Source organism: Burkholderia oklahomensis C6786, from assembly GCF_000959365.1.
Classification (GTDB): Bacteria; Pseudomonadota; Gammaproteobacteria; order Burkholderiales; family Burkholderiaceae; genus Burkholderia; species Burkholderia oklahomensis.
This window is the reverse complement of the sequence record NZ_CP009555.1, coordinates 529,936-546,535: the sequence shown is the minus strand read 5'-3', so window position 1 is coordinate 546,535 and position 16,600 is coordinate 529,936. Positions and strand designations below refer to the sequence as shown.

At 67.8% G+C, this 16,600-nt stretch carries 15 protein-coding genes and 1 pseudogene; 6 read left to right on the top strand and 10 right to left on the bottom strand.

What is annotated here, in order from left to right:
- Window positions 1–83: 83 nt before the first annotated feature.
- The 5 genes from BG90_RS02420 to BG90_RS02400 all read right to left on the bottom strand — a co-directional run bounded on the left by BG90_RS02420 (window position 84) and on the right by BG90_RS02400 (window position 5,421).
- Window positions 84–518 carry a VOC family protein gene (locus BG90_RS02420; protein ID WP_010102352.1) on the bottom strand — a complete coding sequence of 145 codons (435 nt, stop codon included), beginning with the start codon at window positions 516–518 and terminating at the stop codon, window positions 84–86.
- Window positions 519–889: 371 nt separating this feature from the next.
- Window positions 890–1,843: a transaldolase gene (tal, locus tag BG90_RS02415; protein ID WP_010102353.1), complete on the bottom strand. Its 954-nt coding sequence runs from the start codon at window positions 1,841–1,843 to the stop codon at window positions 890–892.
- Between the two features lie 156 nt (window positions 1,844–1,999).
- Window positions 2,000–3,217, bottom strand: a complete 1,218-nt coding sequence (locus BG90_RS02410) for a benzoate/H(+) symporter BenE family transporter (RefSeq protein ID WP_025989725.1) — start codon at window positions 3,215–3,217, stop codon at window positions 2,000–2,002.
- Between the two features lie 63 nt (window positions 3,218–3,280).
- Window positions 3,281–4,456 carry a vWA domain-containing protein gene (locus BG90_RS02405; RefSeq protein WP_010114456.1) on the bottom strand — a complete coding sequence of 392 codons (1,176 nt, stop codon included), beginning with the start codon at window positions 4,454–4,456 and terminating at the stop codon, window positions 3,281–3,283.
- Between the two features lie 122 nt (window positions 4,457–4,578).
- Entirely contained in the window at window positions 4,579–5,421 is an 843-nt protein-coding gene (locus BG90_RS02400; RefSeq protein WP_010114457.1) for an AAA family ATPase, read from the bottom strand.
- Between the two features lie 244 nt (window positions 5,422–5,665).
- Here BG90_RS02400 and BG90_RS02395 point away from each other — a divergent pair, with 244 nt between their 5' ends.
- The gene (locus BG90_RS02395) at window positions 5,666–6,034 is read left to right on the top strand and encodes a c-type cytochrome (RefSeq protein WP_010102358.1); all 369 of its coding nucleotides are present in this window, start codon (window positions 5,666–5,668) and stop codon (window positions 6,032–6,034) included.
- 40 nt (window positions 6,035–6,074) lie between these two features.
- On the top strand, window positions 6,075–6,443 hold the full coding sequence (locus tag BG90_RS02390; protein WP_009892353.1) for a c-type cytochrome: 369 nt from the start codon (window positions 6,075–6,077) through the stop codon (window positions 6,441–6,443).
- Window positions 6,444–6,800: 357 nt separating this feature from the next.
- Here the strand turns inward: BG90_RS02390 and BG90_RS02385 are convergent, their stop codons facing one another.
- Complete coding sequence (locus BG90_RS02385; protein ID WP_010102361.1) at window positions 6,801–7,235, bottom strand: DUF1841 family protein; 435 nt, start codon at window positions 7,233–7,235, stop codon at window positions 6,801–6,803.
- Window positions 7,236–7,629: 394 nt separating this feature from the next.
- Between BG90_RS02385 and BG90_RS02380 the strand changes: the two genes are divergently transcribed.
- A complete protein-coding gene (locus tag BG90_RS02380) occupies window positions 7,630–8,562 on the top strand; it encodes a DMT family transporter (RefSeq protein WP_010114458.1) in 933 nt (310 codons plus the stop codon).
- Between the two features lie 530 nt (window positions 8,563–9,092).
- Here the strand turns inward: BG90_RS02380 and nth are convergent.
- Both nth and rsxB read right to left on the bottom strand, forming a co-directional pair.
- Window positions 9,093–9,737, bottom strand: a complete 645-nt coding sequence (gene nth, locus BG90_RS02375; protein ID WP_010102366.1) for an endonuclease III — start codon at window positions 9,735–9,737, stop codon at window positions 9,093–9,095.
- Window positions 9,738–9,741: 4 nt separating this feature from the next.
- Entirely contained in the window at window positions 9,742–10,608 is an 867-nt protein-coding gene (gene rsxB, locus BG90_RS02370) for an electron transport complex subunit RsxB (protein ID WP_010114460.1), read from the bottom strand.
- A gap of 257 nt (window positions 10,609–10,865) precedes the next feature.
- On the opposite strand from rsxB, the gene bspR reads away from it, so the two are divergent.
- Window positions 10,866–11,498: a T3SS transcriptional regulator BspR gene (gene bspR / locus BG90_RS02365; protein WP_010102371.1), complete on the top strand. Its 633-nt coding sequence runs from the start codon at window positions 10,866–10,868 to the stop codon at window positions 11,496–11,498.
- A 132-nt stretch (window positions 11,499–11,630) separates the two neighbouring features.
- Here bspR and BG90_RS02360 read toward each other — a convergent pair whose 3' ends face one another.
- Together BG90_RS02360 and BG90_RS02355 are read right to left on the bottom strand one after the other, a co-directional pair.
- Window positions 11,631–13,109 carry a polyhydroxyalkanoate depolymerase gene (locus BG90_RS02360; protein WP_010114461.1) on the bottom strand — a complete coding sequence of 493 codons (1,479 nt, stop codon included), beginning with the start codon at window positions 13,107–13,109 and terminating at the stop codon, window positions 11,631–11,633.
- Window positions 13,110–13,327: 218 nt separating this feature from the next.
- Window positions 13,328–15,160, bottom strand: coding sequence for a glycoside hydrolase family 15 protein (locus BG90_RS02355; protein WP_010114462.1), 1,833 nt, complete (start codon window positions 15,158–15,160; stop codon window positions 13,328–13,330).
- Here BG90_RS02355 and BG90_RS38015 point away from each other — a divergent pair.
- Both BG90_RS38015 and BG90_RS02350 read left to right on the top strand, forming a co-directional pair.
- Window positions 15,116–15,339: pseudogene (locus BG90_RS38015) on the top strand (hypothetical protein). The gene BG90_RS02355 and the pseudogene BG90_RS38015 sit on opposite strands and share 45 nt — an antisense overlap.
- Window positions 15,340–15,395: 56 nt before the next feature.
- Entirely contained in the window at window positions 15,396–16,571 is a 1,176-nt protein-coding gene (locus BG90_RS02350; protein WP_010114463.1) for a lactonase family protein, read from the top strand.
- Window positions 16,572–16,600: the final 29 nt, after the last annotated feature.

The window sequence follows — 16,600 nt, the reverse complement described above, 5'->3', positions numbered from 1 at the left end:
GAAAATGAAAACGCCCGCGGCGCGTCTTGCACCGCGGGCGTCGTCCGTTCGTCGACCGCGAGAAGCTTCGGCTTCCGAAGCGCTCACTTCTTCATGTTCGGGTCTTCGACGTTGATCATCCAGTGCACGCCGAACTTGTCGCGCAGCATGCCGAAGCCGAGCGCCCAGAACGTCTTCTCGAACGGCATCGTCACCGCGCCGCCGCCCGCGAGCAGCGCATCGAAGATCTTCTTGGCCTCGTCGACGGTCTTCGGATCGATCGACAGCGAATAGCCGTCGTGCACCTGCTGCGTGCCCGCCTTGCAGTCGCCGTCCGAGCACATCAGCACCGAGTCGCCGATCTGGAAACTCGCGTGCATCACCTTGTCGGCCATCTCGGGCGGCGTCGGCCGCTCGGGATTCGGCGGCGCTTCTTTGTAGCGCACGAGGAAATTCACCTTCGCGCCGAGCGCGTCGCCGTAGAACTTCAGTGCCTCGTCGCAGCGGCCGCCGAAAAACAGATACGGTTGTACTTGCATCGTCGTCTCCTTGATCTTGGGCTGGGATAGGGCGCAGCCGCGCCCGTGCGGACGATTGTAGTGCGTCCGGATGACGGTGACGGGACGATTGAAAGGGGCCGCAACGGGCGGGCCGGGAAGGCGCTTGGGAGAAGGGGCGGCGATCGAACCGCACCCCAAAAGTCAGCGCCGATGGCGGGCAATCGGCGGGAAATCAGCGGGAAATCGGGTAAATGGGCAAATCGGGCGCTCGATGCCGCTCGGCGACGCACGGACGCCGCTTCGCAGTGCGGCGCCCGTCGATTCAGGCATCCGAAAAAGATGCCGGCGCCGAACCGCGCGGCGGGCGCACGTCGACGACGCCCGCTCGCCGCGAACTGCGCCCGCTTGCGTCAGCGCAGCGCCTCGATCATCTTCTCGAGCTTCACCGCGTCGGCGGAGAACAGGCGAATGCCTTCGGCGAGCTTCTCGGTCGCCATCGCGTCGTCGTTCAACTGGAAGCGGAATGACGACTCGTCGATCGCGACGCGCTCGAGCTGCGCGTCCTTCGCCGTGTCCGGCGACAGCTTGCGCGCGACCGTCTCGGTGCTGTCCTGCAGCTTCTGCAGCAGATCGGGGCTGATCGTCAGCAGGTCGCAGCCGGCGAGCTCGGTGATCTGGCTCGTCGTGCGGAAGCTCGCGCCCATCACTTCGGTCTCGTAGCCGAAGTGCTTGTAGTACGTGTAGATGCCGCGCACCGACTCGACGCCCGGATCGTTCGCGCCGCCGTTCTTCGCCTCGTCCCACTCGGCGCCCGCCTGCTTCTTGTACCAGTCGTAGATCCGGCCGACGAACGGCGAGATCAGCTGCGCGCCCGCTTCCGCGCACGCGGCCGCCTGCACGAGCGAGAACAGCAGCGTCATGTTGCAGCGGATGCCTTCGCGCTGCAGCACTTCGGCCGCGCGAATGCCTTCCCACGTCGACGCGAGCTTGATCAGCACGCGCTCGCGGCCGATGCCCGCTGCTTCGTAGAGCTTGATGATCTCGCGGCCCTTGTCGATCGAGCGCTGCGTGTCGAACGACAGGCGTGCGTCGACTTCGGTCGATACGCGGCCCGGGATCAGCTTCAGGATCTCGGTGCCGAACGCGATCAGCAGACGGTCGATGATGAAGCCGACGGATTCGCCCGCATGATCGCGGACCGTTTTCTCGAGGATTGGCCGATAGGCGTCCTTCTGGACGGCCTTCAGGATCAGCGACGGGTTCGTCGTCGCGTCCCGCGGCTTGTATTGCGCGAGTTGCTGGAAGTCGCCCGTGTCGGCGACGACGGTCGTGTACTGCTTGAGCTGGTCGAGTGCGGTAGTCATGACGAGTCGAGAGCGAGGCGCGGCGCGCCGGTTCGGTGAAGACGACCGCGCGGCGGGGCGCGGGGCGATGCAGGGCGGCGCGCTGCACGCGGCCGCCGGATCCTCCATTTTAGGCCGGATCCGGAAACCGGTGCCGAACGACGAGATCGACGCGCGTCAGGCCGCGCGGCGCGCGTTCAGGATCGCCTGCGTGAGCACGCCCGCGACGAGGCCCCAGAACGCCGAGCCGATCGACAGCAGCGTGAGGCCCGATGCCGTCACCATGAACGTGACGAGCGCCGCTTCGCGCTGGCGGACGTCCTGCATCGCGTTGGTCAGGCCGCTCATGATCGAGCCGAACAGCGCGAGCGCGGCGACCGACACGACGAGCGCCTTCGGCAGCGCGCCGAACAGCGCGGCGATCGTCGCGCCGAACACGCCCGCGACGAGGTAGAACGCGCCGCACCAGACGGCCGCCGTGTAGCGCTTCGCATGATCGTCGTGCGCTTCGGGGCCGGTGCAGATCGCGGCCGTGATCGCCGCGAGGTTGACCCCGTGCGAGCCGAACGGCGCGAGCACGAGCGATGCGATGCCCGTCGTCGCGATGAGCGGCGACGACGGCGTCCGATAGCCGTCCGCGCGCAGCACCGCGATGCCGGGCACGTTCTGCGACGCCATCGCGACGACGAAGAGCGGAATGCCGATGCTCACGATCGCCGACAGCGAGAACGACGGCATCGTAAACACCGGCCGCGCGAGCGCGACGTGAAAGCGGCTGAAGTCGAGCAGGCCGAGCGCGCCCGCGACCGCGGTGCCGATCGCGAGCGTCGCGACGATCGCATAGCGCGGCGCCGCGCGCTTGACGATCAGGTACGTGAAGAACATCGCGAGCACGAGCGCGGTCTGGAACTGCGCGGCGCGGAAGATCGCGATGCCGATCTCGAACAGGATGCCGGCGAGCAGCGCGGCGGCGATGCCGGACGGGATCTTGCGCATCAGCGTGTCGAACAGGCCGCTCGCGCCGACCGCGGCGAGCAGCAGCGCGCAGACGACGAACGCGCCGATCGCGTCCGCATACGCGACGCCCGGCAGCGACGCGACGAGGAGCGCCGCGCCGGGCGTCGACCACGCGACGACGATCGGCGCGCGATACCGCATCGACAGCCCGATCGTCGTCACGGCCATGCCGATCGACAGCGCCCAGATCCACGACGAGATCTGCGCATCGGTCAGATGCGCGGCGCGGCCCGCCTGGAACATCAGCACGAGCGAGCTCGTATAGCCCGTCATCATCGCGACGAAGCCCGCGACGAGCGCGGACGCCGACGTGTCGGCGAAAAAACTCGGCCGCGCGAGGGCGGGCGACAGGTTGGAGGCGGGCGGCTGATTGCTCATCGGTGGAACGTCGGGTTGGATGCGCCGGAGGGGCGTCGAAAGGTTCGGGGGACGGCGGGCGCGTCACTTGCTGAGCACGCGCATCGCGGATTCGAGGCCCGCTAGCGTGAGCGAATACATCCGGTCGCCGAGCACGTCGCGGATGATCGAGATCGACTGCCGGTATTCCCACAGGCGCTCGGGCTCGGGATTGAGCCACGCGTGGTGCGGGAATTGATCGGCGAGGCGGCGCAGCCACACGGCGCCCGCCTCGGGGTTGTTGTATTCGACCGAGCCGCCCGGCTGCAGCACCTCATACGGGCTCATCGTCGCGTCGCCGACGAAGATCAGCTTGTAGTCGGGCGTGAACTTGTGCAGCACGTCCCAGGTCGGCGTGCGCTCCGAGTGGCGGCGGCGGTTGTTCTTCCACAGATGGTCGTACACGCAGTTGTGGAAGTAGTAGAACTCGAGGTGCTTGAATTCGGCCTTCGCGGCGGAGAACAGCTCTTCGGTGCGCTTGATGTGATCGTCCATCGAGCCGCCGACGTCGAGCAGCATCAGCACCTTCACGTTGTTGTGGCGCTCGGGCACCATCCTGATGTCGAGCCAGCCGGCGTTCGCGGCGGTGCTGCGGATCGTGTCGGGCAGGTCGAGCTCCTCGGCCGCGCCTTCGCGCGCGAAGCGCCGCAGCCGACGCAACGCGACCTTGATGTTGCGCGTGCCGATCTCGACCGAGTCGTCGTAGTCGCGATACGCGCGCGCCTCCCACACCTTGACCGCGGTGCGGTTGCCGTTCGACGGCCCGCCGATCCGGATGCCCTCCGGGTTGTAGCCGCCGTGCCCGAACGGCGACGAGCCGCCCGTGCCGATCCACTTGCTGCCGCCTTCGTGGCGCTCCTTCTGCTCGTCGAGCAGCTGCTTCAGGCGCTCCATCAGCTTGTCGAGGCCGCCGAGCGACTGGATCTGCGCTTTCTCGTCGGGCGTGAGCTCGCGCTGCAGGCGCTTTTCGAGCCAGTCGAGCGGGATGTCGAACGCGTTCGCGGGCAGCGCCGACACGCCGTGGAAGTACGCGCCGAACGCCTTGTCGAACTTGTCGAAGTACTGCTCGTCCTTCACGAGCGTCATCCGCGCGAGATAGTAGAACGCGTCGAGCGACGGCTCGATCACCTGCGCCTTCAGCGCTTCCAGCAGCGTCAGGTATTCCTTGACCGACACCGGCAGCTTCGCGGCGCGCAGCGAATAGAAGAAATCGATCAGCATGGGCGGGCCCTCACGCAATCGCGGCGAGCCGGGCGGCGATCGAGCGTCGCGTGCTCGATCGCGGGCGTGACGGATGGGGGCCGGCGGCTCATCTCGCGTGTCTCCTCGCAGCGCCGGCGCGCCTAGCGGTTGTGGCGGTTCATGTAGACGAGCCGCTCGAACAGGCTCACGTCCTGCTCGTTCTTGAGCAGCGCGCCCGCGAGCGGCGGCACGATCTGCTTCTGGTCCTTCGAGCGCAGCGCGTCGGGCGGAATGTCTTCGGCGAGAAGGAGCTTCAGCCAGTCGAGCAGCTCGGACGTCGACGGCTTCTTCTTCAGCCCCGACACGCTCCTCAACTCGAAGAAGCTCTCGAGCGCCGCGCGCAGCAGGTCCTGCTTGATGCCGGGGTAGTGGACCTCGACGATCTTCTGCATCGTCGACGGATCGGGGAACTGGATGTAATGAAAGAAGCAGCGGCGCAGGAACGCGTCGGGCAGCTCTTTCTCGTTGTTCGACGTGATGATGACGAGCGGGCGGTGCTGCGCGCGCACGGTCTCGCGCGTCTCGTACACGTGGAACTCCATCCGGTCGAGCTCGCGCAGCAGGTCGTTCGGGAATTCGATGTCGGCCTTGTCGATCTCGTCGATCAGCAGCACGCTCGGGCGCTCGGCGTCGAACGCCTGCCACAGCACGCCCTTCACGATGTAGTTCGCGATGTCCTTCACGCGCTCGTCGCCGAGCTGCGAATCGCGCAGGCGCGACACCGCGTCGTATTCGTAGAGGCCTTGCTGCGCCTTCGTCGTCGATTTGATGTGCCACTGCAGGAGCGGCATGCCGAGCGCCGCCGCGACTTCCTCGGCGAGCATGGTCTTGCCCGTGCCGGGCTCGCCCTTGATGAGGAGCGGGCGCTGCAGCGTGAGGGCGGCGTTGACGGCGAGCTTCAGATCGTCTGTCGCGACGTATTGCGAGGAACCTTCGAAACGCATGGCGGCGAGCTTCCGGCGAAAAAATCCCAGTATAAGTCAGAAGCGCCGACGGCCTCGCGCGGCCGGTGTATCGTGCGGGGCGCATTCGGCGGGGCCGCATGGTGGACGCATTCCCCGACGACGCGGTACAATCTGGCCGTTTTTTTGGCCTGCGTGGCGGCCTCACAAGTATAACGGCGGCATGACGGCGCCGGCCGTTGCCTTTGCGGGCGCCAGTTTCCCCTCAAGCTAGGTTACAAGAGCTATGAACAAATTCGTCGGCAAACATGTCGCTGCCACAGTGCTTGCGGCGCTCGCGGCGCTATCCGCCAGTGCGCAGGCGGCCGGTGTGGTCGGCAACCCGAAGGACGGGGCGAGCAAGGCTGCGATGTGCATCGGCTGCCACGGCATCGAAGGCTACCGCGTCGCCTACCCGGAGGTCTACCGGGTTCCGCTCCTCGGCGGCCAGAACCAGGTTTATCTCGAGAACGCGCTGAAGGCCTACCGGAAGAAGGATCGCCATTTCCCGTCGATGAACGCGATCGCCGAATCGTTGACGGATCAGGACGTCGCCGATCTCGCGGCCTACTACGCCGCGCAAAAGCCCGATTCGAAGAACAATCCCTACAAGTAAGCTCGCGCTTGCTGATCTCAGCACCGGGATAGGAGCATCCATGAAGAAGCCTCAGACGGCACTCAAGACGGCGGCGGCGCTCGCGCTCGCAGCCGGCTTCGCGATCGGCACCGCGCATGCGGCGGACGTCGCGAAGGGCAAGGAACTCGTCGAGTCGCACAACTGCGCGGCCTGCCACGGCGCGAAACTCGACAATCCGATCAACGCCGAATATCCGCGCCTCGCGGGCCAGCACGCCGACTACCTGGTCTGGGCGATGCGCCAGTATCAGATGGGCCTGACGAACCCGCTTCTCGGTCGCAACAACGCGATCATGCAGGCGCAGGTGCAGAGCCTGTCGGTCGCCGACATGAAGGACATTGCCGCGTATCTCGAATCGCTGCAAGGCAGCCTCGTGTTCAAGAAGTAACGGACACGTCCGGCATCGCGTGCGGCCGCTTGTGCGGCGCGCGCCGGAAATGCCCCGCCTCGTGCGGGGTATTTTTTTGTCCGGCGCGGGCGTGCGTTCGTTTGCGGCGCGCAATGGGGCGGCTCGTTGAGGGCGGCTCGTTGAGAGCGGCTCGCTGGGGCGGCTCGTGGGGGCGGCCTTTGCCGCGCCGATCGGCGGGTGGAAGCGGGGCGCACGGACGGCGGATTCATGCGCTCGGGCGAATCGTGCGTCGCGGTCCGTCGCGGGTCGACGGTTGGCGCTGGCCTTTGCAACTATGGCGAGCGTGCGCGTGTGCGCTATCGCCGCCTCGACGAAACGACGCCGGGCCGCGCGACCTCAACCGCGCGAAGCGCGCTGCAGGACCCGTTGCAGATAGGCGTCGGAATCGGGCGGCGTATTCGTGCGCTGCGCTTCCCAGATCGTCTCGCCGAGACATTCCATGATCGCGTGCTGCGCGTCGTGCGCGGAGCCGAAGCGGGCGGCGAGCTTCTCGTGCGCGGCCCGGATGCCGGGCGGCTGGTCGATCGACAACTGCTCGCTGATCGCGAGATGCATCGACAAATGCAGGAATGGATTCGTGCGTCCCTCGTCGGGCGTGTAATCGTGCGCGGTCGAGCGCTCGGCGTCCTCGAGTTCCGCGTGGTATTCGGGATGCTCGACGATCCAGTCGGCCGCGATCGCTTCGAGCGGCGTGAGGATCTCGCCCGAGCGCTGCTTGCGCCAGGTGTCGATGAAAAAGCGACGCACGTCGTCGCGGCTCGGATTGAACATGATGTGGTGCGGGGTTGCGTGTGGCGGGCCGTCGCGGCCGCGCGAACGCGCATTTTACGCCGCCTGTGGCGAGGCTGCCGAAAGCGCGTCGGGGGAACGCTTGGCGCGCGACAGGGCCGACGACGCCGGAAACGGAAAAGCAGTGGCGCGGCTTGCCCGCGCGTGTTGCCACGCGCCCGAAGCAGCACGGCGACTGGCGGTTGCCTGCGTGCTGCGATGCGTTTCCCGCTCGATCGTCGTTTCGAGCGGGCCGCGCTTGCCGCCGGAAACGCTGCGCTCGCTGCGGCGTGCGTGCGATGTGCGTCGCGAGCGGCGCAAGCTTCGGCATAAACACCGCTTATGCGGTCGCCCGGAGCTCGTTAGAATCGAACCTTTTCACTATTCCTTTTCCGCCATGACCTCCGCCGCAGAAGCGCCGTCCGCCGCGTTGCGCGGCGCGCTGTACGTCGCATTGTCCGCTGCCGCGTTCGGCGCGATGGCGATCTTCGGCCGTTACGCATACGCGGGCGGCGCCGACGTGCTCGGCCTCCTGATCGTCCGCTTCTCGATCGCGGGCGCGCTGCTCGCCGTCATTGCGCGGCGGCGGCGCGTGAGCTGGCCGCGCGGTCGCGCGCTCGGCGCGATCGTCGGCATGGGCGCACTCGGCTACGTCGGCCAGTCGCTGTGCTATTTCAGCGCGCTGCAGCACGCGCAGGCGAGCCTCGTCGCGCTGCTGCTCTATCTGTATCCGGCGTTCGTCACGCTGCTTGCCGCATGGTGGCTCGGCGAGCGGCTCACGCGCGCGAAGGCGGTCGCGCTTGCGCTGTGCGTCGCCGGCTCGGCGCTGATGGTGGGCGGCGGCCGCGGCGAGCCGCTCGGCATCGCGCTCGCGCTCGGCGCGGCGGTCGTCTATTCGCTGTACATCGTCGTCGGCGCGAAGGCGGCGCGCGGCGTCGATCCGCTCGCGACCGTCGCGATCATCTGCTGCGCCGCGGCCGCGACGCTCGTCGCGCTCGCGCTCGTGCGCACGGTCGCGTTCGACGCGCCGCCGCATTGGCCGCGCGCGGCGTCCGGCTGGGCGGCGCTCGTCGCGATCGCGCTCGTGTCGACCGTCGCCGCGATGCTCGCGTTCTTCGCCGGCCTCGAACGGCTCGGCGCTGCGCGGACGTCGATGCTGTCGACGCTCGAGCCCGTCGTGACGGTCGCGCTCGCCGCGTCGCTGTTCGGCGAGACGCTGACGCCGCTGCAATGGGCGGGCGGCGTCGCGATCCTCGCGGCGGTGCTGTGGCTCGTGCGCGCGGGCGACGCGGGCGACGAAGCGGAATCGAAGGCGATCGCGGGCGCGTGACGCGCGCGGCTCGCGGGGCGGGCGTTCGGCGTTGTCCGTTATCGATTGGGTAGGCGGCGGTTCGTGCTGTCGGAGGAGCCGGCGTCGCTTGTCGACGACGCATATGCGATGGTGATTCTGCCGAGCGGGTCGAGCGGATCGACGCAGTGATCGGGCGCACGCGATACGGGCGGCGGAGAGGCCCGCGTTCGCCGCCGCTGACCGGATGCGCGAAGCTCGGAGCAGGCGGCGGAAAACGATGCGGCATGCTGCCGTTTTCGACGCGGCCGCGATTGCGGCGACGGAGTCGAGACGGCCACGAACGGGTACGCGGGAAGCACGCGGTCGCGCGGCGCGCGTCCTGCGAGCCTGCTCGAAAGGCTCGAAACAGATGAAGGGATGAACGGACGAAGGGACGGCCGCGTCGCGTGCAGGCGGCTCCAGTTCATCGCTGCTGCACCGCTGGCTCGGCCGCCGCGTCTGACGACATCCGCGCGCGCACGAAGCGATTCGCACGGAGCGCGCGCAGCTTCACCCGCGTCCCGCGTCCGTCACTGCACCGGCGCCGGCGTCTTCGGCTTGTATTCGCAAAGCGGCTCGATCGCGCAATGCCAGCACTCCGGCCGCCGCGCCTTGCATACGTAGCGCCCGTGCAGGATCAGCCAGTGATGCGCGTCGTGCAGGAATTCCTTCGGCGTGAACTTCTCGAGCGCGGCTTCGACCGCGCGCACGTCCTTGCCGGGCGCGAGCCCCGTACGGTTCGCAACGCGGAAGATGTGCGTATCGACGGCGATCGTCGGCTGACCGAACGCGGTGTTGAGCACGACGTTCGCGGTCTTGCGGCCGACGCCCGGCAGGCTCTCGAGCGCTTCGCGCTCGGCGGGCACTTTGCCGTCGTAGCGCTCGAGCAGGATCTGGCATGCCGCGACGACGTTCTTCGCCTTCGTCCGATAGAGGCCGATCGTCTTGATGTAGTCGGCGACGCCTTCCTCGCCGAGCGCGACGATCTTCTTCGGCGTGTTGGCGACCGGGAACATCTTGCGCATCGCCTTGTTGACCGATACGTCGGTCGCCTGCGCCGACAGCATCACCGCGATCAGCAGTTCGAACGGCGTCGTGTATTCGAGTTCGGTCGTCGGATGCGGGTTGAGGCTTTGCAGCGTTTCGAAGATCGCGCGTCGTTTGTTGGCGTTCATGCGGTCATGGCTTCGGTTTCGAGGTCGGCGATGCGTCGCGTGCGGTATCCGACGCATCGGCATCGTCCGGCTTGCCGCTCGCGTCGCGCTGTTCGGCGAGACGGCGACGGCGTGCTTCGGCCGCGTCGATCTGCGTCTGCACCGCGGCGCTCACGCCTTCGGTGTTCTTCGGGCCCGCGCCCTGCGCGGCGAGCGCTTCCTTCTTCTTGCGGGCGCGCTCGAGCGCCGCCGCGATGATCGCACGCTTCTTCGCTTCCGGATCGTCGGCGGCAGCCGCGATAGTCGAGGTAGGCGCGGAGGCCACGGGCGCGGCCGCGGCGCTCGCCGCTCGCCGCGCCGCCGCACGCGCTTCGGCCGCTTCGCGCTCGCGCTTCTGGCGCGCGAGGCGTGCGTCGTGCCGCGTGCGCGCGGCGTCCGCCTGCTGCTGCGACCATGCGTCCCAGCCGGTCTTCTCGCCCGTGACGGGTATCATCGCGATGCAGTCGACGGGGCAGGGCGGCACGCACAGGTCGCAGCCGGTGCAGAGCTCGGCGACGATCGTATGCATTTGTTTCGGTGCCCCGACGATCGCGTCGACGGGACACGCCTGCATGCACAGCGTGCAGCCGATGCACAGCTGCTCGTCGATGAACGCGACGGGGCGCGGGCGCTCGACGCCGTGCTCCGGATTGAGCGGAATCACGGGCTTGCCGAGCAGCTTCGCGAGGCGCGCGACGCCTTCGACGCCGCCCGGCGGGCATTGGTCGTAGCAGGCGGCGCCGGCCGCGATCGCCTCCGCGTAAGGGCGGCAGCCATCGTAGCCGCACTTCGTGCATTGCGTCTGAGGCAGCAGATCTTCGATGCGATCCGCGAGGGTCTTGGAATCGGTCACGGTGACTACGTGGGGAGGCGCGCGGGCACGGCGCGGCGGCCGGGCGTTCGAATGCGGCCAGGATCTTTCTCGAAACGACAATTATCGCCGATTTTTCGCATTGCGCTTAACAACGCATGTGCCATAATCAAAACGCTTTTTCGCGTGACTATAGCAGGGTGTCCCTTAACGACGGCGCGCCCGTTCACGCTGCTGGCGTTCGACGCAGGGCCGGCGGCGCGAGCCGGACTACGCGGCTCACATAGCAAAACGCCACTATGAATCAGCCAAAAATCAAAAGAGACCCAGAGGGAACCCGGCGCCGCATCCTGCTCGCGGCGGCCGAAGAGTTCGCGACAGGGGGGCTGTTCGGTGCGCGAGTCGACCAGATCGCACGCCGTGCCGAGACCAACGAGCGCATGCTCTATTATTACTTCGGCAGCAAGGAGCAGTTGTTCACCGCGGTGCTCGAATACGCGTTCTCCGCGCTGACGGAGGCCGAGCGGGCGATCGATCTCGAGGGCGTCGCGCCCGTCGAGGCGATCACGCGGCTCGCGCATTTCGTGTGGGACTATTACCGCGATCACCCCGATCTGCTGCGCCTCCTCAACAACGAGAACCTGCATGAGGCGCGCTATCTGCAGAAGTCGACGCGCATCCGCGAGATGATCTCGCCGATCGTCGCGACGCTCGACGGCGTGCTCGAACGCGGCCAGAAGGCGGGGCTCTTTCGCACCGACATCGATCCGCTGCGCTTCTACGTGACGCTGTCGGGGCTCGGCTACTACATGGTGTCGAACCGCTTCACGCTCGCGGCGACGTTCGGCCGCGATTTCAGCGCGCCCGGCGAGCGTGTCGAGATGATCAAGATGAACACCGAGCTGCTGCTCGCGTATCTGCTCAGGCGTTGAACCGGGCAGGGCGCCCGGCCGGCTTCGGTTTTTCGTCGCGCTCGTTCGTCGAGCCGCCGAAAAACGTTGTGCGCCGCTCGCGCTCGACGGCGCGAAGCGGCGCGCAATTCGACGACGAGCGGCGGACAGGCGTCAGGCAGCCTTGCGCGAGCGCGGCACGCGCGTTGCCGCGACCTTCGCCGCGGTGCGCTTCGCGGCGGCCGGCTTTGCCGCGCGCGCTTTCGCCGCCGGGCGCTTCGCGGCCGCCAGCCGGAGCGTCGCCGCCGTTGCGGGCGCGGCGCCCGCCGTCTCGCTGCCCGACGTCGATTCGCTCGGCGTGGTCGGCGAAGCCGGCGTGCGCGTGGCCTGCGGCGTCGGCTTCTTCGGCTGCGCCGCGTGCTCGCGGATGAAGTCGCGCAACTGCGGATAGATGATCGTGCGCCAGCGGCGGCCGGAGAAGATGCCGTAGTGGCCGCATTTCTCGGCGGTGAGGCCGCGGCGGTGCGCCTGCGGAATGCCCGTGCACAGCTCGTGCGCGACGTGCGTCTGACCGCTGCCCGAGATGTCGTCGAGCTCGCCTTCGATCGTCATCAGCGCGGTCGAATGGATGTCGGCCGGCTTCACGCGTTCGCCGTGGATGTCCCATGTGCCTTCGGCGAGACGGAATTCCTGGAACACGATGCGGATCGTGTCCAGGTAGTATTCGGCCGCCATGTCGAGCACCGCGTTGTATTCGTCGTAGAAGCGGCGGTGCGCTTCGGCGTCTTCCTCGTCGCCGCGCAACAGGCTCTGGTAGAAATCCCAGTGCGATTGCGCGTGGCGCTCCGGATTCATCGCGACGAAGCCCGTGTGCTGCAGGAAGCCCGGATAGACCTTGCGGCCTTCGCCCGGATAGTTCGCGGGCACCGTGTGGATCACGTTGTTTTCGAACCACGAATGCGAGCGGTTCGTCGCAAGCGAATTCACCGACGTCGGGCTCTTCCGCGCGTCGATCGGACCGCCCATCATCGTCATCGTGAGCGGCGTGTCCTCGCCGCGGCTCGCCATCAGCGAGATCGCCGCGAGCACGGGCACGGTCGGCTGGCACACCGAGATCACGTGCAGGTTGCGCGCGCCGATATGTCGGATGAATTCCTGGATGTAGTCGACGTAGTCGTCGAGATGGAACGGGCCCACTTCGACGGGCACCATCCGCGCGTCGATCCAGTCGGTGATGTAGACCTTGTGATCCTGCAGCAGCGTGCGGACCGTGTCGCGCAACAGCGTCGCGTGGTGGCCGGACAGCGGCGCGCACACGAGCACGACGGGTTCGTCCTTCAACTGCCCGACGGCGCCCGTGTCGTCCGCGTAGCGCTTGAAGCGCAGCAGGCGGCAGAACGGCTTCTCGACGATCGTCTGCTCGACGATCGGAATGTTGTGCCCGTCCTTGACGATCTGGTGAATCCCGAATTCCGGCTTCTCGTAATCCTTGCCGAGCCGGAACAGCAATTCATAGCCGGCCGCGAGGCGCGTCGCACCCGGCACGAGCGACAGCGGGCTCAACGGATTCGCGAACGATTTCGAGGCGGCCTGTGCCCAGGCGGTCAACGGGCTCAGCATCGCCCGCTGGAATTCGTGAAATTGGTAAAGCATGCGAGCTCCCGATGGGAGAACGGTGCGCGGAGGCGGCGCAGGGCGTCGCGGCGTGCCGTGTCAGTCAGCAATCGGACCGATTCGCTCCTAAGATCGAATCAGTCGCGACCGATCATATCGAACAATGAGGGGTGTCGCAACGCAGCATACCCGCATTTCCGAGGGATACCTCGACATCTGACGTTCTCTTACGTTTGTCGTGCAAACGTGAATCGGCATCAGCGTCCGGCGACGGCATCGGCGGGCGTCGGCTGGCCGGCCGCGCGCAGCATCTCCTCTTCGTGATGCATCAGGTTGAACGCCGTGTGCACCAGCCCGACGTGTGAGAACGCCTGCGGGAAATTCCCTACCTGACGCCGCGTGGCGGGATCGTATTCCTCGGCGAGGAGGCCAAGGTCGTTCGTCAGCGACAGCAGGCGCCGAAAGAGCGCGTGCGCGTCGTCGATGCGGCCGAGCAGCGCGAGATTGTCGACGAGCCAGAAGCTGCACGCGAGAAACGTGCCTTCGCCGGGCGGCAGGCCGTCGTCGTATTCGGTCGTGTGGTAGCGCAGCACGAGGCCGTCGTGCATCAGGCCGCGCTCGATCGCGGCGACCGTGTCCACGACGCGCGAATCGGCCGGGGGCAGGAAGCCGACGAGCGGCAGCATCAGCACGCTCGCGTCGAGCGCGTCGCTGCCGTAGCTTTGCGTGAATGCGCGCACGCGCGGATTCCAGCCGTGCGCGCAGACGTCCGCGTGGATCTCATCGCGCACCGCGCGCCAGCGGTCGAGCGGCGCGGGCAGGCGGAACATCTCGGCCGACTTGATCGCGCGGTCGAACGCGACCCACGCCATCACCTTCGAGAACGTGAAGTGCCGGCGGCCGCCGCGCGTCTCCCAGATGCCTTCGTCCGGCTCGCGCCAGATCTTCTCGAGGTGCGCGAGCAGCGTCGTCTGGACGGACCAGACCGTGTCGTCCGCCTGCAGGCCGCCGACGCGCGCGACGTGCAGCGCGGCCATCACTTCGCCGAAGACGTCGAGCTGCAACTGGTTCGCCGCGTTGTTGCCGATCCGCACCGGCCGCGAGTCGTGATAGCCCGGCAGCCAGTCGAGCTCCATTTCGGGCAGGCGCCGCTCGCCCGCGATCCCGTACATGATCTGGATCTGCTCGGGCGAGCCCGCCATCACGCGGCCGAGCCACGCGCGCCACGCGCGCGCCTCGTCGTAGTAGCCGCCGCGCATCAGCGCGAGCAGCGTGATCGTCGCGTCGCGCAGCCAGCAGTAGCGGTAGTCCCAGTTGCGCGAGCCGCCCAGCTGTTCGGGCAGCGACGTCGTCGGCGCGGCGACGATGCCGCCCGTCGGCTCGTACGCGAGCGCCTTCAGCGTGATCAGCGAGCGGCGCACGGCCGCGGCGTAGCGGCCGCGCAACGGACAGCGCGTCGACCATTCGAGCCAGTAGTTCTCGGTGCGCGCGAGCATCGACAGCGGCTCGCGGGCGGGCGGCAGCCGCAGATGCGACGCCGCGTAGCTGAGCGAGAACGGCACGCGCTCGTCGGCCTTCACGGTGAAATCGGCGATCGTATGCAGGTTCTCGCCCGACAGCGGCACCGGCGTGCGCAGCACGACCGTGTCCGGACCGGCGATCGCCTTCACGCCGGCTTCGCGCGGCAGCCGCGTGACCCACGGAACCGAGAAGCCGTAGTCGAAACGCAACACGAGCTGCATCTGCATCTTCATCTCGCCGCGCCGGCCGACGACGATCCGCACGAGCTCCGACCAGCCGCTGTCGGGCGGCATGAAATCGATCACCGTGACGGCGCCTTCGTCGCTCTCGTAGTCGGTTTCGAGGATCAGCGTGTCGCCGCGGTAGCGGCGCGCCGTCGAGCTCACGCGGACGTCGTTGGCGGGCGCGACGAGCCAGCGGCCGTGCTCGGGCGTGCCGACGAGCGCGGCGAAGCATGCGCCGGAATCGAAACGGGGCCAGCATAGCCAGTCGACCGAGCCGTCCCGGGAGATCAGCGCGGCCGTGTGGCCGTCGCCGACGAGGGCGTAGTCTTCAATGAGGGCGGGCATGGGCGACGATCCTCCAACAATCCTGTCGTTCACGATCTGGGCACACCCGCGCCGCGCTGTACGGCGGCAAGCGGGGGCCCGTATACTCCGGCGGACGGCGCCGCGCGGGCCGTCCGGACGGCCCGCGCTTCGCAACATCACATCACTTGAGACGGATCGATGCAAGGAGGTTCCGATGACCCAACGCGCTCACGCGCCTTCGTCTTTCGCTTTCCCGCTTAGGCTAAGTTACTGGATGAAAGGTTTCGCGCTCGCGCTGCCGCTCCTGAGCGTCCATGCGTTCGCACAGGATGCGAGCGCCGGCCCCGCGGGCGGCGTCTACAACCTGCTCGTCGGCACCTACACGGGCTCGGGCAGCGAAGGCATCTACGTGTATCGCTTCGACACCGATTCGGGGCGCATGACGCCCGTGTCGTCAGCGAAGACCGAGAACCCGTCGTACCTCGTCGCGAGCCGCGACGGCCGCCACGTTTACACGGTCAACGAGCTGCCCGGCGACGCCGGTCCCGCGAGCGTGCGCGGCGGCGTCAGCGCATTCGACTTCGACGCGAAGACGGGCGCGCTCGCGTTCGTCAACCGGGTGTCGTCGGAAGGGAACGATCCGTGCTACCTGAGCCTGTCGCCGGACGGCAAGTATCTCGTCGCGGCGAACTACTCGGTCGCGTCCGATCCTGGCGGCAGCTTCTCGGTGTTTCCGGTCGAAGCGACGGGCGCGCTCGGCGCCGCCGTGCTGAACGTGCATCACGAGGGCACGGGCCCCGTGAAGGGGCGCCAGGACGGCGCGCACGTCCATTCGGCGGTGTTCTCGCCGGACGGCAAGTATCTGTTCGTGCAGGACCTCGGCGCGGACAAGATCTATTCGTACCGCTACACGCCGGACGGCAGCCGCGGGCTCGTCGGCCCGACCGATGCGCGCTACACGCTCGTGAAGCCGGGCTCGGGTCCGCGCCATCTCGTGTTTGGCGCGAACGGGCGGTTTGCTTACGTGACCGACGAGCTGAACGCGTCGGTCGACGTGTATCGCTACGACGACGGCCGCCTCGCGCACGTCGAGACCGTGTCGATGACGGCGCCGGGCTTCGCCGGCAAGGTCGGCGGGGGCGCGCTGCACCTGTCGCCGGACGGGCGCTTCCTGTATGCGAGCAACCGCGGCGACGCGAACGACATCGTGATCTATGCGGTGAGCGCGGCCGACGGCAAGCTGAAGCTCGTCGGCCGTCAATCGAGCCTCGGCAGGACGCCGCGCGAGTTCGCGATCGACCCGAGCGGCAAGTGGCTCGTCGTCGGCAACCAGGACAGCGACAGCGTGTTCGTGTTCCGGCGCGATGTCGCGAGCGGCCGGCTCGAGCCGAATCCGGCGAAGATCGAGGTCGCCAAGCCGGTCGATTTCAAGTTCGTGCCGGTGCGGTAACGCCGGGCGGGGCGCGGCGCGCGCGAACG